Origin of the sequence: Brachyspira pilosicoli P43/6/78 (assembly GCF_000325665.1) — a bacterium.
In the GTDB taxonomy this organism is placed as follows: Bacteria; Spirochaetota; Brachyspiria; order Brachyspirales; family Brachyspiraceae; genus Brachyspira; species Brachyspira pilosicoli.
Genome location: NC_019908.1, coordinates 547,030 through 564,390, shown reverse-complemented (window position 1 = coordinate 564,390; position 17,361 = coordinate 547,030). Strand labels below are relative to the sequence as shown.

Sequence of the window (17,361 nt, the reverse complement as noted above, 5' to 3'; positions counted from 1 at the left end):
ATAAAAAGGTTTGCAAATATTAATTTGTAAACCTTTTTTATTATACACGCCTAAAATGTAAAATTTTGTCAAAATTTACTTAAAAATAGCAAAAAAATTGTAAATTTATAGCTATTTTTTGTAAAATAAATTGACATTACTCCAAAATTATACTATAATATAATTATAAGTTAATTAAATATATTATAAATAAAAAAAGGGGTAATTTATGAAAAAATTATTTTGTTTGTTATTTGCTTTTTCTATAATCGGAAGTTCTTCTCTTTTTGCTGATTGGATTATACCTATCAGTCAAGTTCCTGCAGCAGTTAAAAATGCTGTAAAAAGACGTTTCCCAAGAACAAGAATTTGGAAAGTAGAGATGGACGATGGATTGTATCATGTAGAACTTAGTAATGGCGTAGAACTTGAAGTAACTAGAAGAGGAAGAATAGTTGATATAGATTATTAATTTTTTATAACCTAAAAGGCCTGCAAAAATATAATTTTGCAGGCCTTTTAATATTAAAAAAGATATTATAATCTTTAAGCTAAGCTATATAGCATATCTCCATAAGTTGGAAGTTTCCAATATTTTTTAGAAACAGTTTTCTCTAGCTCATCAATTATAGGACGCATATCCTCTATACAAGCCAACACTTTATCTCTGAAAAATATGCTAGACTTTGATATATTCTTTATCTTTTTTGCTTCAGATAAATAATCTTCTAAAGTTCTTAGCTTCTTATAAAGATTATTAGTTAAACTAGTTAATCTATCTAACAAGTCTTTTTCTATATCATATTTTATTTTTAAACTTTTTTTCTTCTCATATATATTAACAAGCTCTTCTGTATAATCCAAAGAAAATGGTATAATATATTTATTAATCATATCTATTAAAGTAAGTGCTTCAATATTAATTACTTTATTATATTCTTCTAAACTTATTTCATATCTTGAGAGAACTTCAGCTTTTGTTAATACTTTGTGTTTTAAGAACAAGTCTATATTTTTTTGTGATATAAATGTTTCAAGTGCTTCAGGAGTTGTTTTTAAATTGCATAAGCCTCTCTTATTAGCTTCTTTTACCCATTCATCAGAATAGTTATTTCCATTGTAAATTATTCTTTTATGTTTTTTGATGTTTTCTTTTAGTAACACTTCTAAATCTTTATCAAAATCTGAAGACTTTTCTAATACATCAGCAAATTGTGATAATGCTTCTGCTACTATTGTATTTAATACTATATTAGGACCAGATACTGATAAACTAGAGCCAACCATTCTAAACTCAAATTTATTTCCAGTAAAAGCAAGAGGAGAAGTACGGTTTCTATCAGTTGAATCTTTTGTAAATCTAGCCAAAGAATTAACACCCATTTCCATTTCTACAGCTTCTCTTTTTTTGTATTTTTTTGAGTTTTCCATAGACTCAATTATTTCAGTAAGTTCATCTCCAAGAAATATTGATATTATAGCAGGAGGTGCTTCAGATGCTCCTAAACGATGGTCGTTGCTAGCACTAGCAGTTGTAGCTCTTAACAAATCCTGATATTCATCAACAGCTTTCATTACAGCAACCACAAATAGTAGGAATTGTTTATTTTCTGAAGGTGTATTTCCAGGCTCAAATAGGTTAAGTCCTGTATCTGTAGCTATAGACCAGTTATTATGTTTTCCGCTGCCATTAACTCCAGAAAAAGGTTTTTCATGCAAAATACAAGCTAAATTATGTTTCTCTGCTATTACCTTCATAAGCTCCATTGTAATTTGGTTTTGGTCTGTTGCCATATTTGTTATTGTAAACTCTGGAGCAAGTTCATATTGACCAGGAGCTACTTCATTATGCTCTGTTTTTGCAATAATACCAAGTTTCCAAAGTTCATTATCCAACTCTTTCATAAACTCTAAAACTCTTGGTTTTATAGCACCAAAATAATGGTCTTCTAATTCCTGTCCTTTTGGCGGGCAAGCTCCAAATAATGTTCTCTTACAATATCTTAAATCTGGTCTTTGTAAATATAAATCTCTATCTATTAAAAAATATTCTTGTTCTGCGCCAACTGTTGTATATACTCTATTAATATTATTATGACCAAATAGTTTTAATATTCTTTTACTTTCTCTTTCTATAACCTCCATGGAACGAAGCAGAGGTGTTTTTTTATCTAGAGATTCTCCGCTATAAGAACAAAAAGCACTTGGTATGCATAGAGTATTATCTTTAATAAAAGCATAAGAAGTAGGGTCCCAAGCTGTATATCCTCTAGCTTCAAAAGTACTTCTTAATCCGCCAGAAGGAAAACTTGAAGCATCAGGCTCACCTTGAACAAGTTCTTTACCTGTAAACTCCATACGAACTTTACCGTCTTTGGTTTGAGTAATAAAACAAGTATGCTTTTCTGCAGTTACGCCTGTCATAGGCTGAAACCAGTGAGTGAAATGTGTTGCTCCTTTTTCTATTGCCCATTCTTTCATGGCATGAGCTACTACATTTGCTAACTCTAAGTCTAATCTCTCACCATTCTTTATTGTTTTTATCAGTTTTTTGTAAATGTCTTTAGGAAGTTTTTCTTGCATTACGTTATCATTAAACACATAACTTTCAAATATGTCAGGTAATTTATCCATATTATTCACCCCTAATAAAAAATTATATATTTTAAACTAAATATTATAACACTATATAGAAATAATTTCAACATTACTATATATAGTTAAATTAAATATTTTTTATTTTTTTTATAGTTTAAATATATACTTTTTTAATATATACACCGCACGGTAAAACAAACAAAATATATAAATAAAGTGAAAATATAGTTTTAATTATATTGATAATTTCATTTAACGTGCGAAGAATATATTAAAAATACAATTAAAAATTTGGGCGGGTATGCTTTTTTAAATTGAGTATTTTATAATATTAAAGCAATAATTTTATATAATACAAAAAAATTAATAGGGCGGGCAGTAAAATAAATAACATATATATATATTTAATAAAAAATATTAATAAACATAATATTTACAATTATTTTAAATTGATATATAATTATTATAATTTTCAATTTTTTAACATAATTATGAAATTATGTTTTTTAAATAAAGGTGTAGCTATGAGTTATTTTTTTGTAAAAGAAGATAAAGAGTTTAGAAAATTAAAAGAAAACGAAATAGATTTTTTAAAAAGCCAAGGATGCATTTCACAAAGCTGGGATAAAATATTAATAAAGAATGTTGATTTAACAAGGATAAAAGATGTTACTTTTCATGGCAAAATAAAAATTAATGAACTAAATGGAAACGTAAAATATTATAATAAGCTAAAAGTACCAGCATCAATAAATAGGGCTACTTTAATAGATGTATTTATAAATGGTAATGTTTATATAAATAATATAGGACGTTTTATTGCAAATTATAAAATACAAAATGGAGTTATAATAGAGAATGCCGGAGCTATATACATGGAAGGAGAGAGCAGTTTTGGAAATGGAGTAGAAACTTCTCCTATTATGGAAGGTGACGGAAGAAGCGTAAAAATATTTTATAGACTAAACTCACATATAGCATATATAGTTGCAATGTATAGACATAAAAAATTAATGCGTGATAATATAAATAAAATAATAGATGATTATGCTAAAAGCAAAACTAAGAAATTCGGAAAGATAAAAAAGCATGCTCAAATCATTAATGCAAGAATAATAAAAAATTCTCTCATAGACCCTTATGCTACAATAGAAAATACAGATGAAATAAATAACACTACAATAATAAGTACAAAAGAATGCCCATCATATATAGGCACATCTGTAATATTAAAAGATTCCATTGTATTAAAAGGAGCACATATAGTTGATGGCACCGTTATAAAAAAGGCATTTATTGGAGAAGGAGTTAAACTAGGAAGACAATTTTCTTGTGAAGACTCTTTGCTATTTGCAAACTGTGAAGGAGAGCATGGTGAGATGTTTTCTATATTTGCAGGTCCTTATACAGTTACGCACCATAAAGCAACACTTTTAATAGCAAGCCATTTCTCATTTTTTAATGCAGGTAGTGCTACAAATCAAAGTAACCATATGTACAAACTAGGACCTTATCATCATGGTTTTATGGAGAGAGGATGCAAAACAGGAAGTAATTCATATATATTATGGCCTTCTCATATTGGTGCTTTTTCTACAGTAATAGGCTCTCATTATGATAATGTTGATACATCTGATTTTCCTTTTTCATATATCACAGAACATGGATATCATCAAACTAGGCTTATTCCTGCTTTAAATTTATTTGGTGTAGGTCTTTCAAGAGATGAAAATAAATGGAGAGATAGAGACAGAAGAGTAGGGGATAAAAAAGATTTAATTATATTTGATGTTTTTAGCCCTTATACTGTTTCAAAAATGATTAAAGCAGAAGAAATATTAAATAATATAAAAAAAGAAATTATTAATGATGAAGTAGAATATATAAAATACAAAAATATGATTATAAAAACATCATCATTAAACAAATATTCAAATAGATATTCAATTGCAATAGATTTATATTTGCATAACAAACTCCTTGAATATATAAAAGAATCTGACAACTTAAATGATATTTTTAATGATACAAATAAATTTTATGAAACTTGGGTTGATGTTGGAGGACTTATATGTGCAAAAGAAAAACTAGATGATGTTATATTAAATATAGAAAATAATAATATTAATAATGTTCAAGATTTAGTAAAATCTTTTGAAGAACTATATAATAATTATAGTACAGATGAAAAATCTTGGGTTATAAATATAATTAAAAAAAGATATAATGTAAATACTATTAACATAGATGTTATAATAAAAATGTTAAAAGAGCATTTATCACTTCTTACTACTTCATATGAAATATTTTATAGAGATGTAAAAAAAGAATATGATTTAGCAAAGATGGTTAGCTGCGGAATAGATGATAAAACTGTGATGGAAGAAGATTTTAAAGCTATAAGAGGAACTGCTAAAGATAATGCTTTTGTTATAAAATATAAAAATGATGTAGAGACAAAAATAGAAGATATAAATAAATTAATAAAAAAGTTAGGAAATTAATAGATATGAGAATATATTCACTTTCAATAAATATAACTATAGGTTTTGAGGATATCATAGAAGCTACTATAGAAAGCGGTGAATTAGATATATTAGGATACAATATAGAGTTTCCTATAAACAACAATAATATTGCTATAGTTAATATATATAATGAAAACCAAGAAAAACTAGAAAACAATTTAAATATAATAAAACAAAATATTGATGATATGGCAGAATATGATTATGAGATAAAAGAGTTAAACTCAGATGAATATCTAACATCATATATGGCGTTTTTAAAACCTTTTAAAGTTGGAGAAATAACTATAATACCAAATTTAAAAGATGATAATAATAATGAAGATGGATTATATATAGCTAAACAATACGCATTTGGTACAGGTACTCATGAAACTACTTTTCTTGCACTTGAAATGATTAATGAATACTCCAAAAACAATAATATTTCTTCTAAAACTATAGCTGATATTGGATGCGGTAGCGGTATACTTTCTTTATTTTGTTATAAACTAGGTGCTAGAAATATTACTTCTATAGATATAGATAATGATGCTGTTAATTGTACTTTAGATAATGCTAAATATAATAATATAAAATTAAATAATGTTTTTTTAGGAAGTGCTGATAGTTTAAGTAATTTTCAATATGATTTAGTGATAGCAAATATTGAAACAGACATATTGATAGAGATATTGCCTGATTTGAAAAAAATACTAAAAGAGAATGGACATTTAATATTATCTGGAATACTAGCAGAAAAAGAGCACTTTATGAATGAAGCTATAAAACAAAATAATCTAACTATATTAAATAGAAAGCAGAAAAATGATTGGATATCTCTTCTTTTAAGATAAAGTTTTATAGAGCATTTTTTAAATCATTAGTAGCATCTTCTGGAGTAATTGAGTTAATAAAAACTCCGCTTCCAAGCTCATAACCTGCAAGCTTACTCATTTTAGGCATTATATCTAAAAACCAATGACTAGAATGAGAATATTTTTTTTCTAATGCCGGCGTTAGAGTATGAAGCACATAATTAAAACTAATTTCTCCAAGTACCTTATTAATTCTATTAAATATATCTTTAACAATACTAGCAAATTGAGATATACAATCTTCAGAATATACTATACTGTCTGAATGTTTTTTTGGTAAAATATAAATTTGGTATGGAGATTTTGAAGCAAAAGGAGATATAGCTATAAAGTCATTGTTTTCACATATCACTCTTTCATTAATCTTTTTTTCTTCTTCTATCATACTGCAATAAACACATTTCTTGTTTTCATTATAATATTCTAAAGAACCATATATCTCTTCCATAATTTGAATAGGTACAAATGGAGTAGTCATCATCTGAGCATGTGAATGTACTAAACTAGCCCCTGCTTCTCTTCCAAAATTTTTAAAAAGCAAGCTATACATCATATCTTTTTCTTTTGATAATTCTTGAAATCTCATTATTATAGCTTCAAATATAAAAAATAAATCTCTTTCTTCAGCATTATAATAATTAAAACTATGATTAGGATTTTCTATAATAACATCATGAAATCCTTTACAAATATCAGCTTCAAATAAACTATTTTTCTCAGGCAATTCATCTGCATTGCTTTGTGCAATTATAGGGTATTTATTTGGTACAATTCTTACAATCCAATTTTTATTATCATCAAATATTATAGTAGAATGTTCAGGAGTTTTATCCTCATTTCCTTTACAAAAAGGGCAGGTATTATCAGAACTTAATATAGCATGCTTCTCTTCAATATTAATATAATCACTTGGTCTGCCCATTCTTTCAGAAGCTATAATAACAGATTGTTTAGTAACAGGATCTTTTCGTATATGAGGCATTAACCTATTAGCCTTTTAATCTTATCTTTTATTTCTGTAAGATTACCAGATTTTAATATATATCCATCAGCATTCCATACTTGAAACTCATGTCTATAATTATTATAAGCGGTACATATTATAATAGGCAATTCTCTATGATTTTCACGAACCTTTCCAAGAAAGTCTAATCCGTCCATTTTAGGCATTTTTATATCTAATGTTATTAAATCTATATGTGGATTATCTTTATTAATCATTTCCAAAGCTTCTTCTCCGCTATCTGTGGATACTACATTATATCCCTCATCTTTAAACTCTTCTTCGAAAAGTGTTCTAATGCTTTTTTCATCATCAAGCACTAATATAGTTTTCTTAGGCATATAAATGCTCCTTAATAATCTTAATTTATATTATAATTATACAATAAAAAAAGTCAAATAGATTTTCACACAATAAATATAACAATATTTCATAAAAAGTGTAAATATTATTTTTTAGCAACTATTTTTTCTCACTGTCTATAGATTTTTGATAAGTTGCTATCAAAGCCTCTATCATACCGCTCCTTACAGATTTTTGTTCTAATACTTCAACACCTTTTATAGTAATACCAGCAGGAGTACAAACATTATCTTTAAGTTCGGCAGGGTGTTTCTTAGATTCCAAAACCATAGAACCAGCACCTTTAAATACTTGACTTGCAATCTCTATAGCACTTTTTCTATCAATACCCATTAATACTCCAGCATCACTCATAGCCTCTATTAATATATACATAAAAGCAGGTGAACAACCCGCCATAGCATTATAGGCATGTATTTTATCTTCTGGTATTATTTTTACCATTGCAACCTTGCTTAAAAGTTCAACTATAGCCTCTTCAACTACTTTGTTTTGAGACTCTACAACAGATATAAATCCATTACAAGTTTTTACAGGAGTATTAGGCATTATTCTAATAATATTTTCTGTGTTAAATAATTGTTTTAATTCAGCAACAGAAACTGAAGCAGCAACACTCACTATTGTAGCATCTTTCTTTATATTTTTTTCTATCTCTTTAGCAATATCTTTAACCATATAAGGCTTAACTGCTATAAATAAAATATCTGCTTCTTGTGCTATTTTTTTATTATCATTAAATGTTTTAATTTCAATATTTTTTTCTATTTGTTCTTTTTTTTCTTTTGTCTTTACGCTTGCTATTATAGTGTTTTTATTTATACCAGCCTTAATAAAACCTTCTATTAAAGCTAACCCCATAGCACCAGCACCAATAAACCCTATCATTATCTATCTCCTTTATTATTATAACTATTTGGAACTACAACCATAGTACCAAGCATTTTGGCAAGTATTTTATTCTCTTCATCTAAAACACTAGCCTCAACAACTATTAAACTTTTTCCTGCCTTCAAAACTTCTCCAATACATCTAACCTTTTTACATACAACAGGACGAAGATAATTAATTTTTAAATCAGATGTTACAACATGATTTCCTTCTTCAAGAACACTAAAAGCAGCAAACCCAGAAGCAGTATCAAGCATAGTAGCAACCATTCCACCATGCATAAACCCTAAAGCCTGAGAAAACTCTTTTTTATTTTCTAAAGATATCACAACCCTTCCAACATCTGCCTCTTCTAATTTACAATCTATAAAATTTAAAAAATCCTGTTTACAAAATATATCAGAGAGCCTTTTATATACATTTTCTTGCATCTACTATTTTTCCTTTATGCATTACTTTCCCATTCATAGTCATAATTATATTCTTTATAATTACCCTTAAATACAACACCTTTTACAACCAACTTTTCATCTAAAACAACTAAATCAGCAATATATCCCTCTTTAATCCTTCCATATTTATCATCTATCCCCATAACCTTAGCAGGATAAAGTGAAGCCATCTTTAAAGCCTCTTCAACTGTAGCACCCACCTGATTAACAACATTTCTTACAGACTGACTCATAGTAATAGAAGCCCCTCCCAAAGTACCATTATCATCTATAAGCCTGTTTCCATCTCTATGTATTTTTTTGCCAGCCCAAATATATTCTTTTATCTCTGGAGCAGCAGCAGGAGCTATAGCATCAGTTACAATACAAATGTGTCCTGTCTTTAATTTGTAAGCAAGCTCCACAGAAGCAAAATCACAATGCACACCGTCACATATTAAACCAGCATACATATCCTTAGTTTCAAGCACAGCACCAACAGCACCAGGCTCTCTAGAACCCCAAGGACGCATAGCATTAAATAAGTGCGTTGCAAAAGTGATTCCATAAGGTATTTTTTCTTTTATTTCATTGTAAGTGCCGTTTGTATGGCCTACAGATACCACTTTTCCAGCCTTAGCAAATGCTTCTATTACTTTACCGTCTACCATCTCTGGAGCAACTGTTACCATAACGCATTTTGAAGCATTTATCTTTTTTATCATATTCATATCTGCTTCTCTTATAAACTTCTCATTATGAATACCTCTTTTTTCATGAGATATATAAGGTCCTTCAAAATGTATGCCAAGCACTCCAATAACTGACAAATCTTCTATACTATTAAATAAATCTATAATCTTTAGCATATATTCATCGCCGTTTGTTATTACAGTAGGCAAATAAGAAGTACAGCCATATCTCTGGCAAACTTCATTCATATTTTTTAATGTATCAACTGTAGGACTAGCATTAATATCATAGCCTCCTATACCATTAACTTGCAAATCTATATACCCAGGAGCTACTATTTTTCCTCCCAAATCTATTCTTGTAATTACAGCATCAACATCTATCTCTTTTTCTACACTCTTAATAATATTGTTTTCTATTACTATACAATGCCCGTCTATAAACTTCTCACCATCAAATATTCTAATATTTGTAAGAGCATAATAAGATTTGTAAAGACCTTTGATAAGCTCTTTTGGGTGAAGATTTTTACTTTCTAAGCTCTTAGCATATTTATAAGTTTTTACTTTCAAATCGCTGCTTGACTCTTCATCTGCTACAATTATAAGTTTTTTATGTTCCTGTAAAACTGAAGTAGGGTAGAATTGACTTATTGCTCCTTCAACACAATGAGACAAAGCATCAGATACATCATAACCATTAGCCATAACAAGTATGTATTTTGCATTAAAAGCCTCTTCAAAACCAAGAGTAAGTCCTTCCCTTGGAAACATCTCTACAGGCATATTGAATTTTTTTGCTTCATAGCTTCTAATTATCTCGCTTATCTTTTTATCTCTTACACTTCCTTCTAATGATGAGCTTGGAGTATTTAACAAGAAACTTCCATCTTCCGCCAAATTATCTATTAGCAATGTTATATTTCCAAGTTTTTTAATTATATTTGACATTCTTCTAGCTTCTTTTTTTCTGTCTGTTGCTCTGCTATTAAACAAATGTACATTTTCTTTAGGTATATCTATATGTTTTATAAAATTTTCTTCTAGATATTTTTGAGATATGTCTGAATCTATATATTCGCCTGAAGAAACTATATGTATATTTTTAAATGATACTATATTATCATTATAAAAAGACAATAATTTTTCATAATAAGATTTATCCACATACCTCAAAGGAAAAGATAATACAAAAGGTTTTTTTCTATCAGAATAATCTAATATACATTTTACAGTATAATATGCCGCCCATTCATAAACACTTTCATTAGTTATAATGATTCTCATATATATATCTCCTTATTAAAATAATATTTAATTTTGTTTTATTTTCATAGATACAGTTTGGCTAGATAATCTTAAAGATGATTCATAATCTGCTATTACAGTAACATCACTATGCTTTTGAAGTTTACTCAATGGTGAAGAATTGCTTATACCGCATTCCAAACAATCTCTAAGAGAGCAAGAATTTTCTATGCCAGATGATGTAAGCAAAATAGTATCAACTATATCTATAATACCCATTCCCATACTAAATACCATAGTAGGTACTTCTTTTTTAAATTTACTTTCTATTGCTTTTATAGAATGTTCGCTTAATGTTTTTAATCTAAATAATGATGATAATGATGACATTCTTTCATTACCTGCAGAAGTTGAATCAGGGGTTAGAGAGTACCATATAACATCAAATCTGCCTATCTTTTTTATTATCTCTAATTGCTTTTCCATTTGACTTTCATCTTTACTTCCGTCAAATAAAAATTGATTCTTTTTTGGAATATTTAATTTTGAAAGCAAATTCTCTTTCAAAAAATATGCTTTACTGTTTTTATCATCTTGAGACAAACCAACATATTCTGATTGCTGAAATATAAATATATTTTTAAAATTAATATTATAATTTTTTATATTTTCTATTATTGCTTTATATATATCTTTAGTATCATTTTCGCTTGAAACAGAAATATAAAGTTTTTCTTTTGTTTTTTGTTTCTTCTCTAAAAAGCGTAAAATATGGTTTGCTGTAAAAGATGTATAATCTTTATAAGAATCTGCTATATATATATTCATAAAAAATAAGTCCTCAACAATTTAATTAAAAAATTAATGTGAACTTATTATAACATTTTCTCTATTTTCTGTATATACTATTTTTTCATTATTATTTGTAGATAAATATTTATAATTTATATTATAGTCTTTATATCCAGCTTTAAATGACAAATTAGTATAGCTGAAACTATTTATTGATATATTTGTATTAATAATATTTCTGCGTTCATTAATAGCTACATTGTTTTTAGGCATTGTAATAACCATTATCCAAGGGCTAAATCTTTTTGTCTTATCTGCAGTTGAAGCTTTAGCTGTATATAATTTTTGATTTCCTATATTAGTTTGAGAAACCTCATAATTTAATTTATCTTCTGATAATAGTTTTATATAGCTTGTAGAATATTTACCCTCAATAATAAAACCATCATTATTATTACTAATAGGAAGTTTGCTGTTTATATTCCATTTGTATTTATAACCGTTAATATAGTTTTCATTATTTATATTAGGCAAGGCTTCTATATCTTCTTTTATTATTAATATATTTGGTTTTAAATAATAGAATGTTCTTTCAAAGTTTCTAAGAGTTGTTTGATAAGTATAAATATTATTTGCTTTAGCTTTTGCAAAAAAAAGTTTATTATTATTACTAAAGCTTATTATTTCTGAAAAGCTTGATGGTTTTTCTTCGATTCGATATTCATTAGTAGTATCAGATATTATTATAGTATTATGGAAATCCGCATATGCAAATATTTCTTTGTTAGCATCATTATCATAAAAATATCCAAGCTCATCTATAATGCTGTCTCCATAATTATAATAAACAAAACTCATTCTATCATTATGATTAAGTCCGTATGATTTGTATGCATTATATCCTTTAGCATATATACCCAAATACTGACTGTTTAATGATTTTATATCTCTATTATATATTGCGGTTTCTATATTTTTAAAATAACTGCTTTGATATTCATTATTTAAAACACTAAGAGCATCATCTTTTATAGAATGATTATTCCATAAAAGCATATAAGGCAAATACTTTATATCAATAGCTTCACTTTGTCCAAATACAGAGTAGTTTTTATAAAGAGCATTATTGTATGTTTTACTTAAAAGCTCCATGATTGCACTTCTTGCACCACTGTCAAAACGCATCTTGCTTCTATTATCTATTAATGTATATCCAATAGGCAAAGTATATCCTGATGGGTATCCTATAATAGATAAATATTTACCTATATTTTTAAATGATTCATATTCAAATACATTAGCAACTTCAGCATTTTTTAAAGCATTAGCATATATTAATATATTGAAAATAATATCAAAAGAATTATCCAAAGAAGCTTTTAAACTGCCGTCATCTTCAAACATACTAAATATCATAGAGTTTATATATTTAAGCGAAAATAAATACCAATTTCTTACTTCTTCCTGATATAGATTTTCATTTAACATATTTAATGATATTAAACCTAATGTAGTTATGTATTTTATATTATTAGCATCTCTATATAATGACGTATTATTAATTATGTATTTATATAATATATTTCCATAATCTATAAATTTTTGCTTTATTAATACTATCTCTTCAGATGATAATTTATCATACAATATATCAAAAGGCATTAATAATGAATTAGCTAATATATATGCTGCATCTACATTATTAAAGTTTTCTATACTATTTTCATTTAGAAGTGTAATATTTTTTATCATTTGTTTTATATCATATTGCAATATTGTATTATCTTCTTCTAAATAACTTCTTAAGCTCATAAGCATTATATGTGAAGGAATATTTTCAAAGTATATTTTATTATCATTATTTTCATTAGTGTATGATATATTATCCAAATACCATTTACCCATATTATTTGAAGTGTATAATTTAAAATAATTAAAATTTCTTAAAAATGCAGATTGCTGTATTCGTTTAGAATTATATATATTATTTAATAAATTAAGAGTTTGTGAATCTGCAAAAATAAAAGGTCTTTGAGTATTTGCTTTTGTATTTGTTATAATATTAATATCTTTAGTTTTATCAGTGATAAAGAAATGATATATTTTTCTTAAATTAGTATCTCCATTTTCATCTAAAGCTATATACCATTTACCGCTATTTAGTTTATTTGTAATATCAAAAAAATTATTATTTCTAATTGTATATTGATATGCATTATTAAAAGATAAATCTTGTGCTAAATATACTCTAATTAAATTTAGCTTTTTATTAACCATAAAAAAAGGAGGATTGCTTTTTGCTATATGACCGCTTTCAGGTAATACCAATCTAGTAGTATCAATATTTTTATAACCATCTATTTTTTCACTTAAAGAAATTTTAACTTTTTCTTTTGTATCATAACTTCCAACACTCTCTAAACTTATCTCTATATCTTTTATTTTATCATTAGATAAATACGGAGTAAAATTAGTAGCATATAACTCTATATTAATTGTTTGATTAACATTAGGGTTTACAATAGAATAAGTTTTTTTTATATTATCTTCTTCAACGCATATATCTAGTAGGGTAGGTATATTATCAGTTTCTATATTATAACTTAATACAATACCATTTTTTATTTTTTTATTTACTTCTAGTTTTATGTATTCTGGATATATTTTATTATATTCAGGAAAAGATATAGTATAAGAATCTTCTTTTTTATTATAAACTGCATTTATCTCGCCAACTGTAACATTTTTTGATGAACAAGCAATTATATTTATAATGATTGTAAAAATTAAAAATAAATATTTAAACATAAAAAACTTCTATTCCAATCTAACTCTATGCAAACCTCTAAGATAATAAGTTATATCTTGTATGTTTTTATCTATCATTTGTTTATACTCATCTGGTATATTTTGATCTCTTATTAGCTTAAACATATCAAGACCTTCTTGTAAATTACCAAGCAAACTTATTCTAGCAGCATTTCTTAATATTTTTTTGTATTTTGAATAATACATATTTTCAGGCATATTATCAAACCCATAAGTAATAACAAGTTTCTTTTCATAATCATCAGTATCATCAAGAAGCTTCATTCTCATAGTAGGAGTTTCACTAGCAGGTCTTAATTGAGTTTCTGGTTTTGATAATTTATTTGTTTCTTTTGGAGCTTCTACTTTTACTGTGATATTAGGAACTTGCTGATTTGCTGGAGCTGTTATAGTTTGTTTAGTTCCATCTTCATTGTTTGTAACTATTGTTTGACCAGCAGATTGAGGGTTATATCCTTCATTTATTTCAACTCTGCTGTTTTCAATTTTATCTATTATTGTAAATGGACGTTTTTGAGCATTATCATTTTGATATGTATCTTCTAGTCTGCTTTCTACCAAATCTTCTAATTGCTCTGATGCTTTATTTAATCTCTCTTCGCCTTCTGTTATGGTTTCTTCTTTGCTTTCTTTTTCTTTTTGCTCTCTATAATCGTCCATAGCAGCACACATTATGCCTGCCATTTTTTTTATTCCTTCTTCAGTTGCAGGGTCTATATCAAAAGCTTTATTTCCTTGCATATCCAAAGAGTCGGTTGTACCATTAGGGTCTAATGGATTTTCTGGCATATTAGGATTATTATAATAATTAACTTGACTATTTCTTATAGTTGATGCTATATCTTTTGCTGAGCTTTGTATATTGCTTCTTATTAATCTTAATTTCTCTTCTTCTTTTTTTAAATGTGCTCTTTTTTTATCTAATAGTTCACTTTCTTTTTTTATTTTTTTTAATAATTTTAAATTTTCTCTAAATTTTTCTTTATCTTCTTTTGAAACTTTATTTGCATTTTTTTTGTTTTCTTTTAATTGTACTATAGCATTTTTTAATTTCTCAGTAACTTCTTTTCTTAAGTTTTCAGATTGTTCTAATTTCTTTTTTAAATCATTTATTTCTTTTATAGTATTTTTAGAACTTTTATTTTCTTCTTTCAATAATTTTATTTCTTCATTTAATTTAAGATTATTAGCTTCTATTTTTTCTTTTTCTGTTAATAGAGTTTTTAATTTGCTTTCTAAATCTTTTATTAATTTTGAAGTTTCTTTGTCTTTTTTGTCGGAGTCTTTACTAGTTTTTAACGCTTCTTTTATTTGTAAGTTTAATTCTTTGTTTTGGGTTTCTATTTTTCTTTTTTCTGTTTCTAAGGCTTTTAATTTGCCTTCTAAATCTTTTATTAGTTTTGAAGTTTCTTTGTCTTTTTTGTCAGAATCTTTACTAGTTTTTAATGCCTCTTTTATTTGTAAGTTTAGTTCTTTATTTTGGGCTTCTATTTTTTCTTTTTCTGTTAATAAAGTTTTTAATTTACTTTCTAAGTCTTTTACTAATCTTGAAGATTCTTTGTCTGCATCTTTGCTAGTTTGTAGTGCTTCTTTTATTTGTAAGCTTAATTCTTTATTCTGTATTTCTATTTTTTCTTTTTCTGTTTCTAGAGATTTTAATTTGCCTTCTAAATCTTTTATTAGTTTTGAAGTTTCTTTATCTGTATCTTTATTAGTTTGTAGTGCTTCTTTTATTTTTAAGTTAAGCTCTTTATTTTGTGTTTCTATTTTTTTCTTTTCTTCTTCGAGTTTCTTATTGCTCTTTTCTACTAATTCTAATTTCTTTTTTAATTTTTCTATATCTGAATTAATTGTTTTTACATTATCTGTTTTGTATTTTTTTATATTATCTTCTAACTGTTTTATTTTTTCTTTATATTTATCTTCAAGTTTTTTATATTTATCTTCTAATTTCTTTTTTTGCAAATCTATTACTTTTATATATTTCTCATTTAATTCTATTATCTTTGCTTCAGATTTATCTAATTTTGTTTGCAATTTCTCAGCAATTTTTTTGTAGTTTTCTTTATTTTCTTCAGTTGTTTTTTTTACAGCCATTTTTTAAACCGCCATTAAATATATTATAATACCTATTCGTATTAACGGTAATTTTTTTAATATGTTAACAAAAATATTTTATATTATTATATTAAAAATTAACAGTTTATTACAACTTGAAATAAAAAATATTTATATTAGATAATAAATATCAAGTACAATAAAAAAATATACACTAAAATTTTACTGCACTTGATATTATTATAAACATTATTAATTATTTATTAGGTCTTCCGAAGGAAATGCCAACATAAATCTCTATATCAAAATAAGAAAAATTATATTTATCATATACATTATAAAAACCTAATCTATAAGTATCAAGCTCCATACCAAAATTATATATTAAATTTCCTCCAATTTTAAAAGACCATCTGTCTGAAAAATAAAAATATCTTACAACATTCGCTTTTACATAAGGCATAAAAGGAAGCTTATACATAAAAGCAATATTTTTTTGATTAAACTCTGTCATATATTGATAATTATCAATAAGTCCAAATGAATAATCTGCCTGATTAGCTGTACTGTATAAAGGAATAAAAATTCCACCTCCTATGCCTAAAGAAACCTTATTGTGAAAATTTAGTCTAAGCAAATATCCTAAAATAATACTATGATAATCATATACATAATATCCATCATCAGTATAATAATCTTTATTTCCTCTTCTCTCCCTCCTATAATAATTATATCCTGTTTCAATCATACTACTTATACTGGTTAAAATATTATTATTAATTTCATCATTTCTGCCCAATGACAGCAATATGCTTAATGAAAGTCCTGAACCTACTCTAAAACCATCTAAATCTTTTTTAAAAGAATATCCTTCATTGTAACTGAAATCAAATGTACCGCCTGAAGAAACAGAAAAATCAAATTCAAAGGAAGAAGCGAATACTATATTTGAAAATATAAATAGTATTATTAGTATATTTTTCATAAATTATCCTTTTTAATTTAAGGTTTTAATATTAATCTAAATGAAGATAATGCTTCATTATTTATCATAGTATTAGCAACAACCTCAATATATATGCTATTATTTCC

General features: G+C 26.2%; 13 protein-coding genes. 3 read left to right on the top strand and 10 right to left on the bottom strand.

From position 1 onward, the window contains the following. Positions 1 to 208 precede the first annotated feature (208 nt). Positions 209 to 451 carry a PepSY-like domain-containing protein gene (locus BPP43_RS02480; protein ID WP_013243051.1) on the top strand — a complete coding sequence of 81 codons (243 nt, stop codon included), beginning with the start codon at positions 209 to 211 and terminating at the stop codon, positions 449 to 451. Between the two features lie 74 nt (positions 452 to 525). On the opposite strand, the gene BPP43_RS02475 is transcribed toward BPP43_RS02480, so the two are convergent. Beyond that, entirely contained in the window at positions 526 to 2,613 is a 2,088-nt protein-coding gene (locus BPP43_RS02475; protein ID WP_014933254.1) for a glutamine synthetase III family protein, read from the bottom strand. Between the two features lie 455 nt (positions 2,614 to 3,068). On the opposite strand from BPP43_RS02475, the gene BPP43_RS02470 reads away from it, so the two are divergent. Together BPP43_RS02470 and BPP43_RS02465 are read left to right on the top strand one after the other, a co-directional pair. Next, complete coding sequence (locus BPP43_RS02470) at positions 3,069 to 5,081, top strand: DUF4954 family protein (protein WP_051013553.1); 2,013 nt, start codon at positions 3,069 to 3,071, stop codon at positions 5,079 to 5,081. A 5-nt stretch (positions 5,082 to 5,086) separates the two neighbouring features. Next, positions 5,087 to 5,941, top strand: a complete 855-nt coding sequence (locus tag BPP43_RS02465; protein ID WP_015274062.1) for a 50S ribosomal protein L11 methyltransferase — start codon at positions 5,087 to 5,089, stop codon at positions 5,939 to 5,941. A gap of 4 nt (positions 5,942 to 5,945) precedes the next feature. Here BPP43_RS02465 and BPP43_RS02460 read toward each other — a convergent pair whose 3' ends face one another. From BPP43_RS02460 to BPP43_RS11705, 9 genes are all read right to left on the bottom strand, one after another. Then, entirely contained in the window at positions 5,946 to 6,944 is a 999-nt protein-coding gene (locus BPP43_RS02460) for a galactose-1-phosphate uridylyltransferase (protein ID WP_013243055.1), read from the bottom strand. Further along, on the bottom strand, positions 6,944 to 7,306 hold the full coding sequence (locus BPP43_RS02455; protein ID WP_013243056.1) for a response regulator: 363 nt from the start codon (positions 7,304 to 7,306) through the stop codon (positions 6,944 to 6,946). Before BPP43_RS02455 ends, BPP43_RS02460 begins: the two co-directional genes overlap by 1 nt. 121 nt (positions 7,307 to 7,427) lie before the next feature. Continuing rightward, on the bottom strand, positions 7,428 to 8,216 hold the full coding sequence (gene proC, locus BPP43_RS02450; protein ID WP_015274061.1) for a pyrroline-5-carboxylate reductase: 789 nt from the start codon (positions 8,214 to 8,216) through the stop codon (positions 7,428 to 7,430). Further along, a complete protein-coding gene (locus BPP43_RS02445; RefSeq protein WP_014933260.1) occupies positions 8,216 to 8,650 on the bottom strand; it encodes a PaaI family thioesterase in 435 nt (144 codons plus the stop codon). The genes proC and BPP43_RS02445 overlap by 1 nt, the downstream gene beginning before the upstream one ends. Positions 8,651 to 8,664: 14 nt before the next feature. Then, positions 8,665 to 10,629, bottom strand: a complete 1,965-nt coding sequence (nagA, locus tag BPP43_RS02440) for an N-acetylglucosamine-6-phosphate deacetylase (protein WP_013243059.1) — start codon at positions 10,627 to 10,629, stop codon at positions 8,665 to 8,667. A 27-nt stretch (positions 10,630 to 10,656) separates the two neighbouring features. Next, positions 10,657 to 11,418: a sugar phosphate isomerase family gene (locus BPP43_RS02435; protein WP_014933261.1), complete on the bottom strand. Its 762-nt coding sequence runs from the start codon at positions 11,416 to 11,418 to the stop codon at positions 10,657 to 10,659. A gap of 33 nt (positions 11,419 to 11,451) precedes the next feature. Beyond that, positions 11,452 to 14,190, bottom strand: coding sequence for a heparinase II/III family protein (locus BPP43_RS02430; protein ID WP_015274060.1), 2,739 nt, complete (start codon positions 14,188 to 14,190; stop codon positions 11,452 to 11,454). Between the two features lie 9 nt (positions 14,191 to 14,199). Then, positions 14,200 to 16,308, bottom strand: a complete 2,109-nt coding sequence (locus BPP43_RS02425; RefSeq protein WP_015274059.1) for a hypothetical protein — start codon at positions 16,306 to 16,308, stop codon at positions 14,200 to 14,202. Between the two features lie 217 nt (positions 16,309 to 16,525). Next, positions 16,526 to 17,254 (bottom strand): hypothetical protein, encoded by a 729-nt coding sequence (locus BPP43_RS11705; protein ID WP_015274058.1) that lies wholly within the window; start codon positions 17,252 to 17,254, stop codon positions 16,526 to 16,528. Positions 17,255 to 17,361 lie beyond the last annotated feature (107 nt).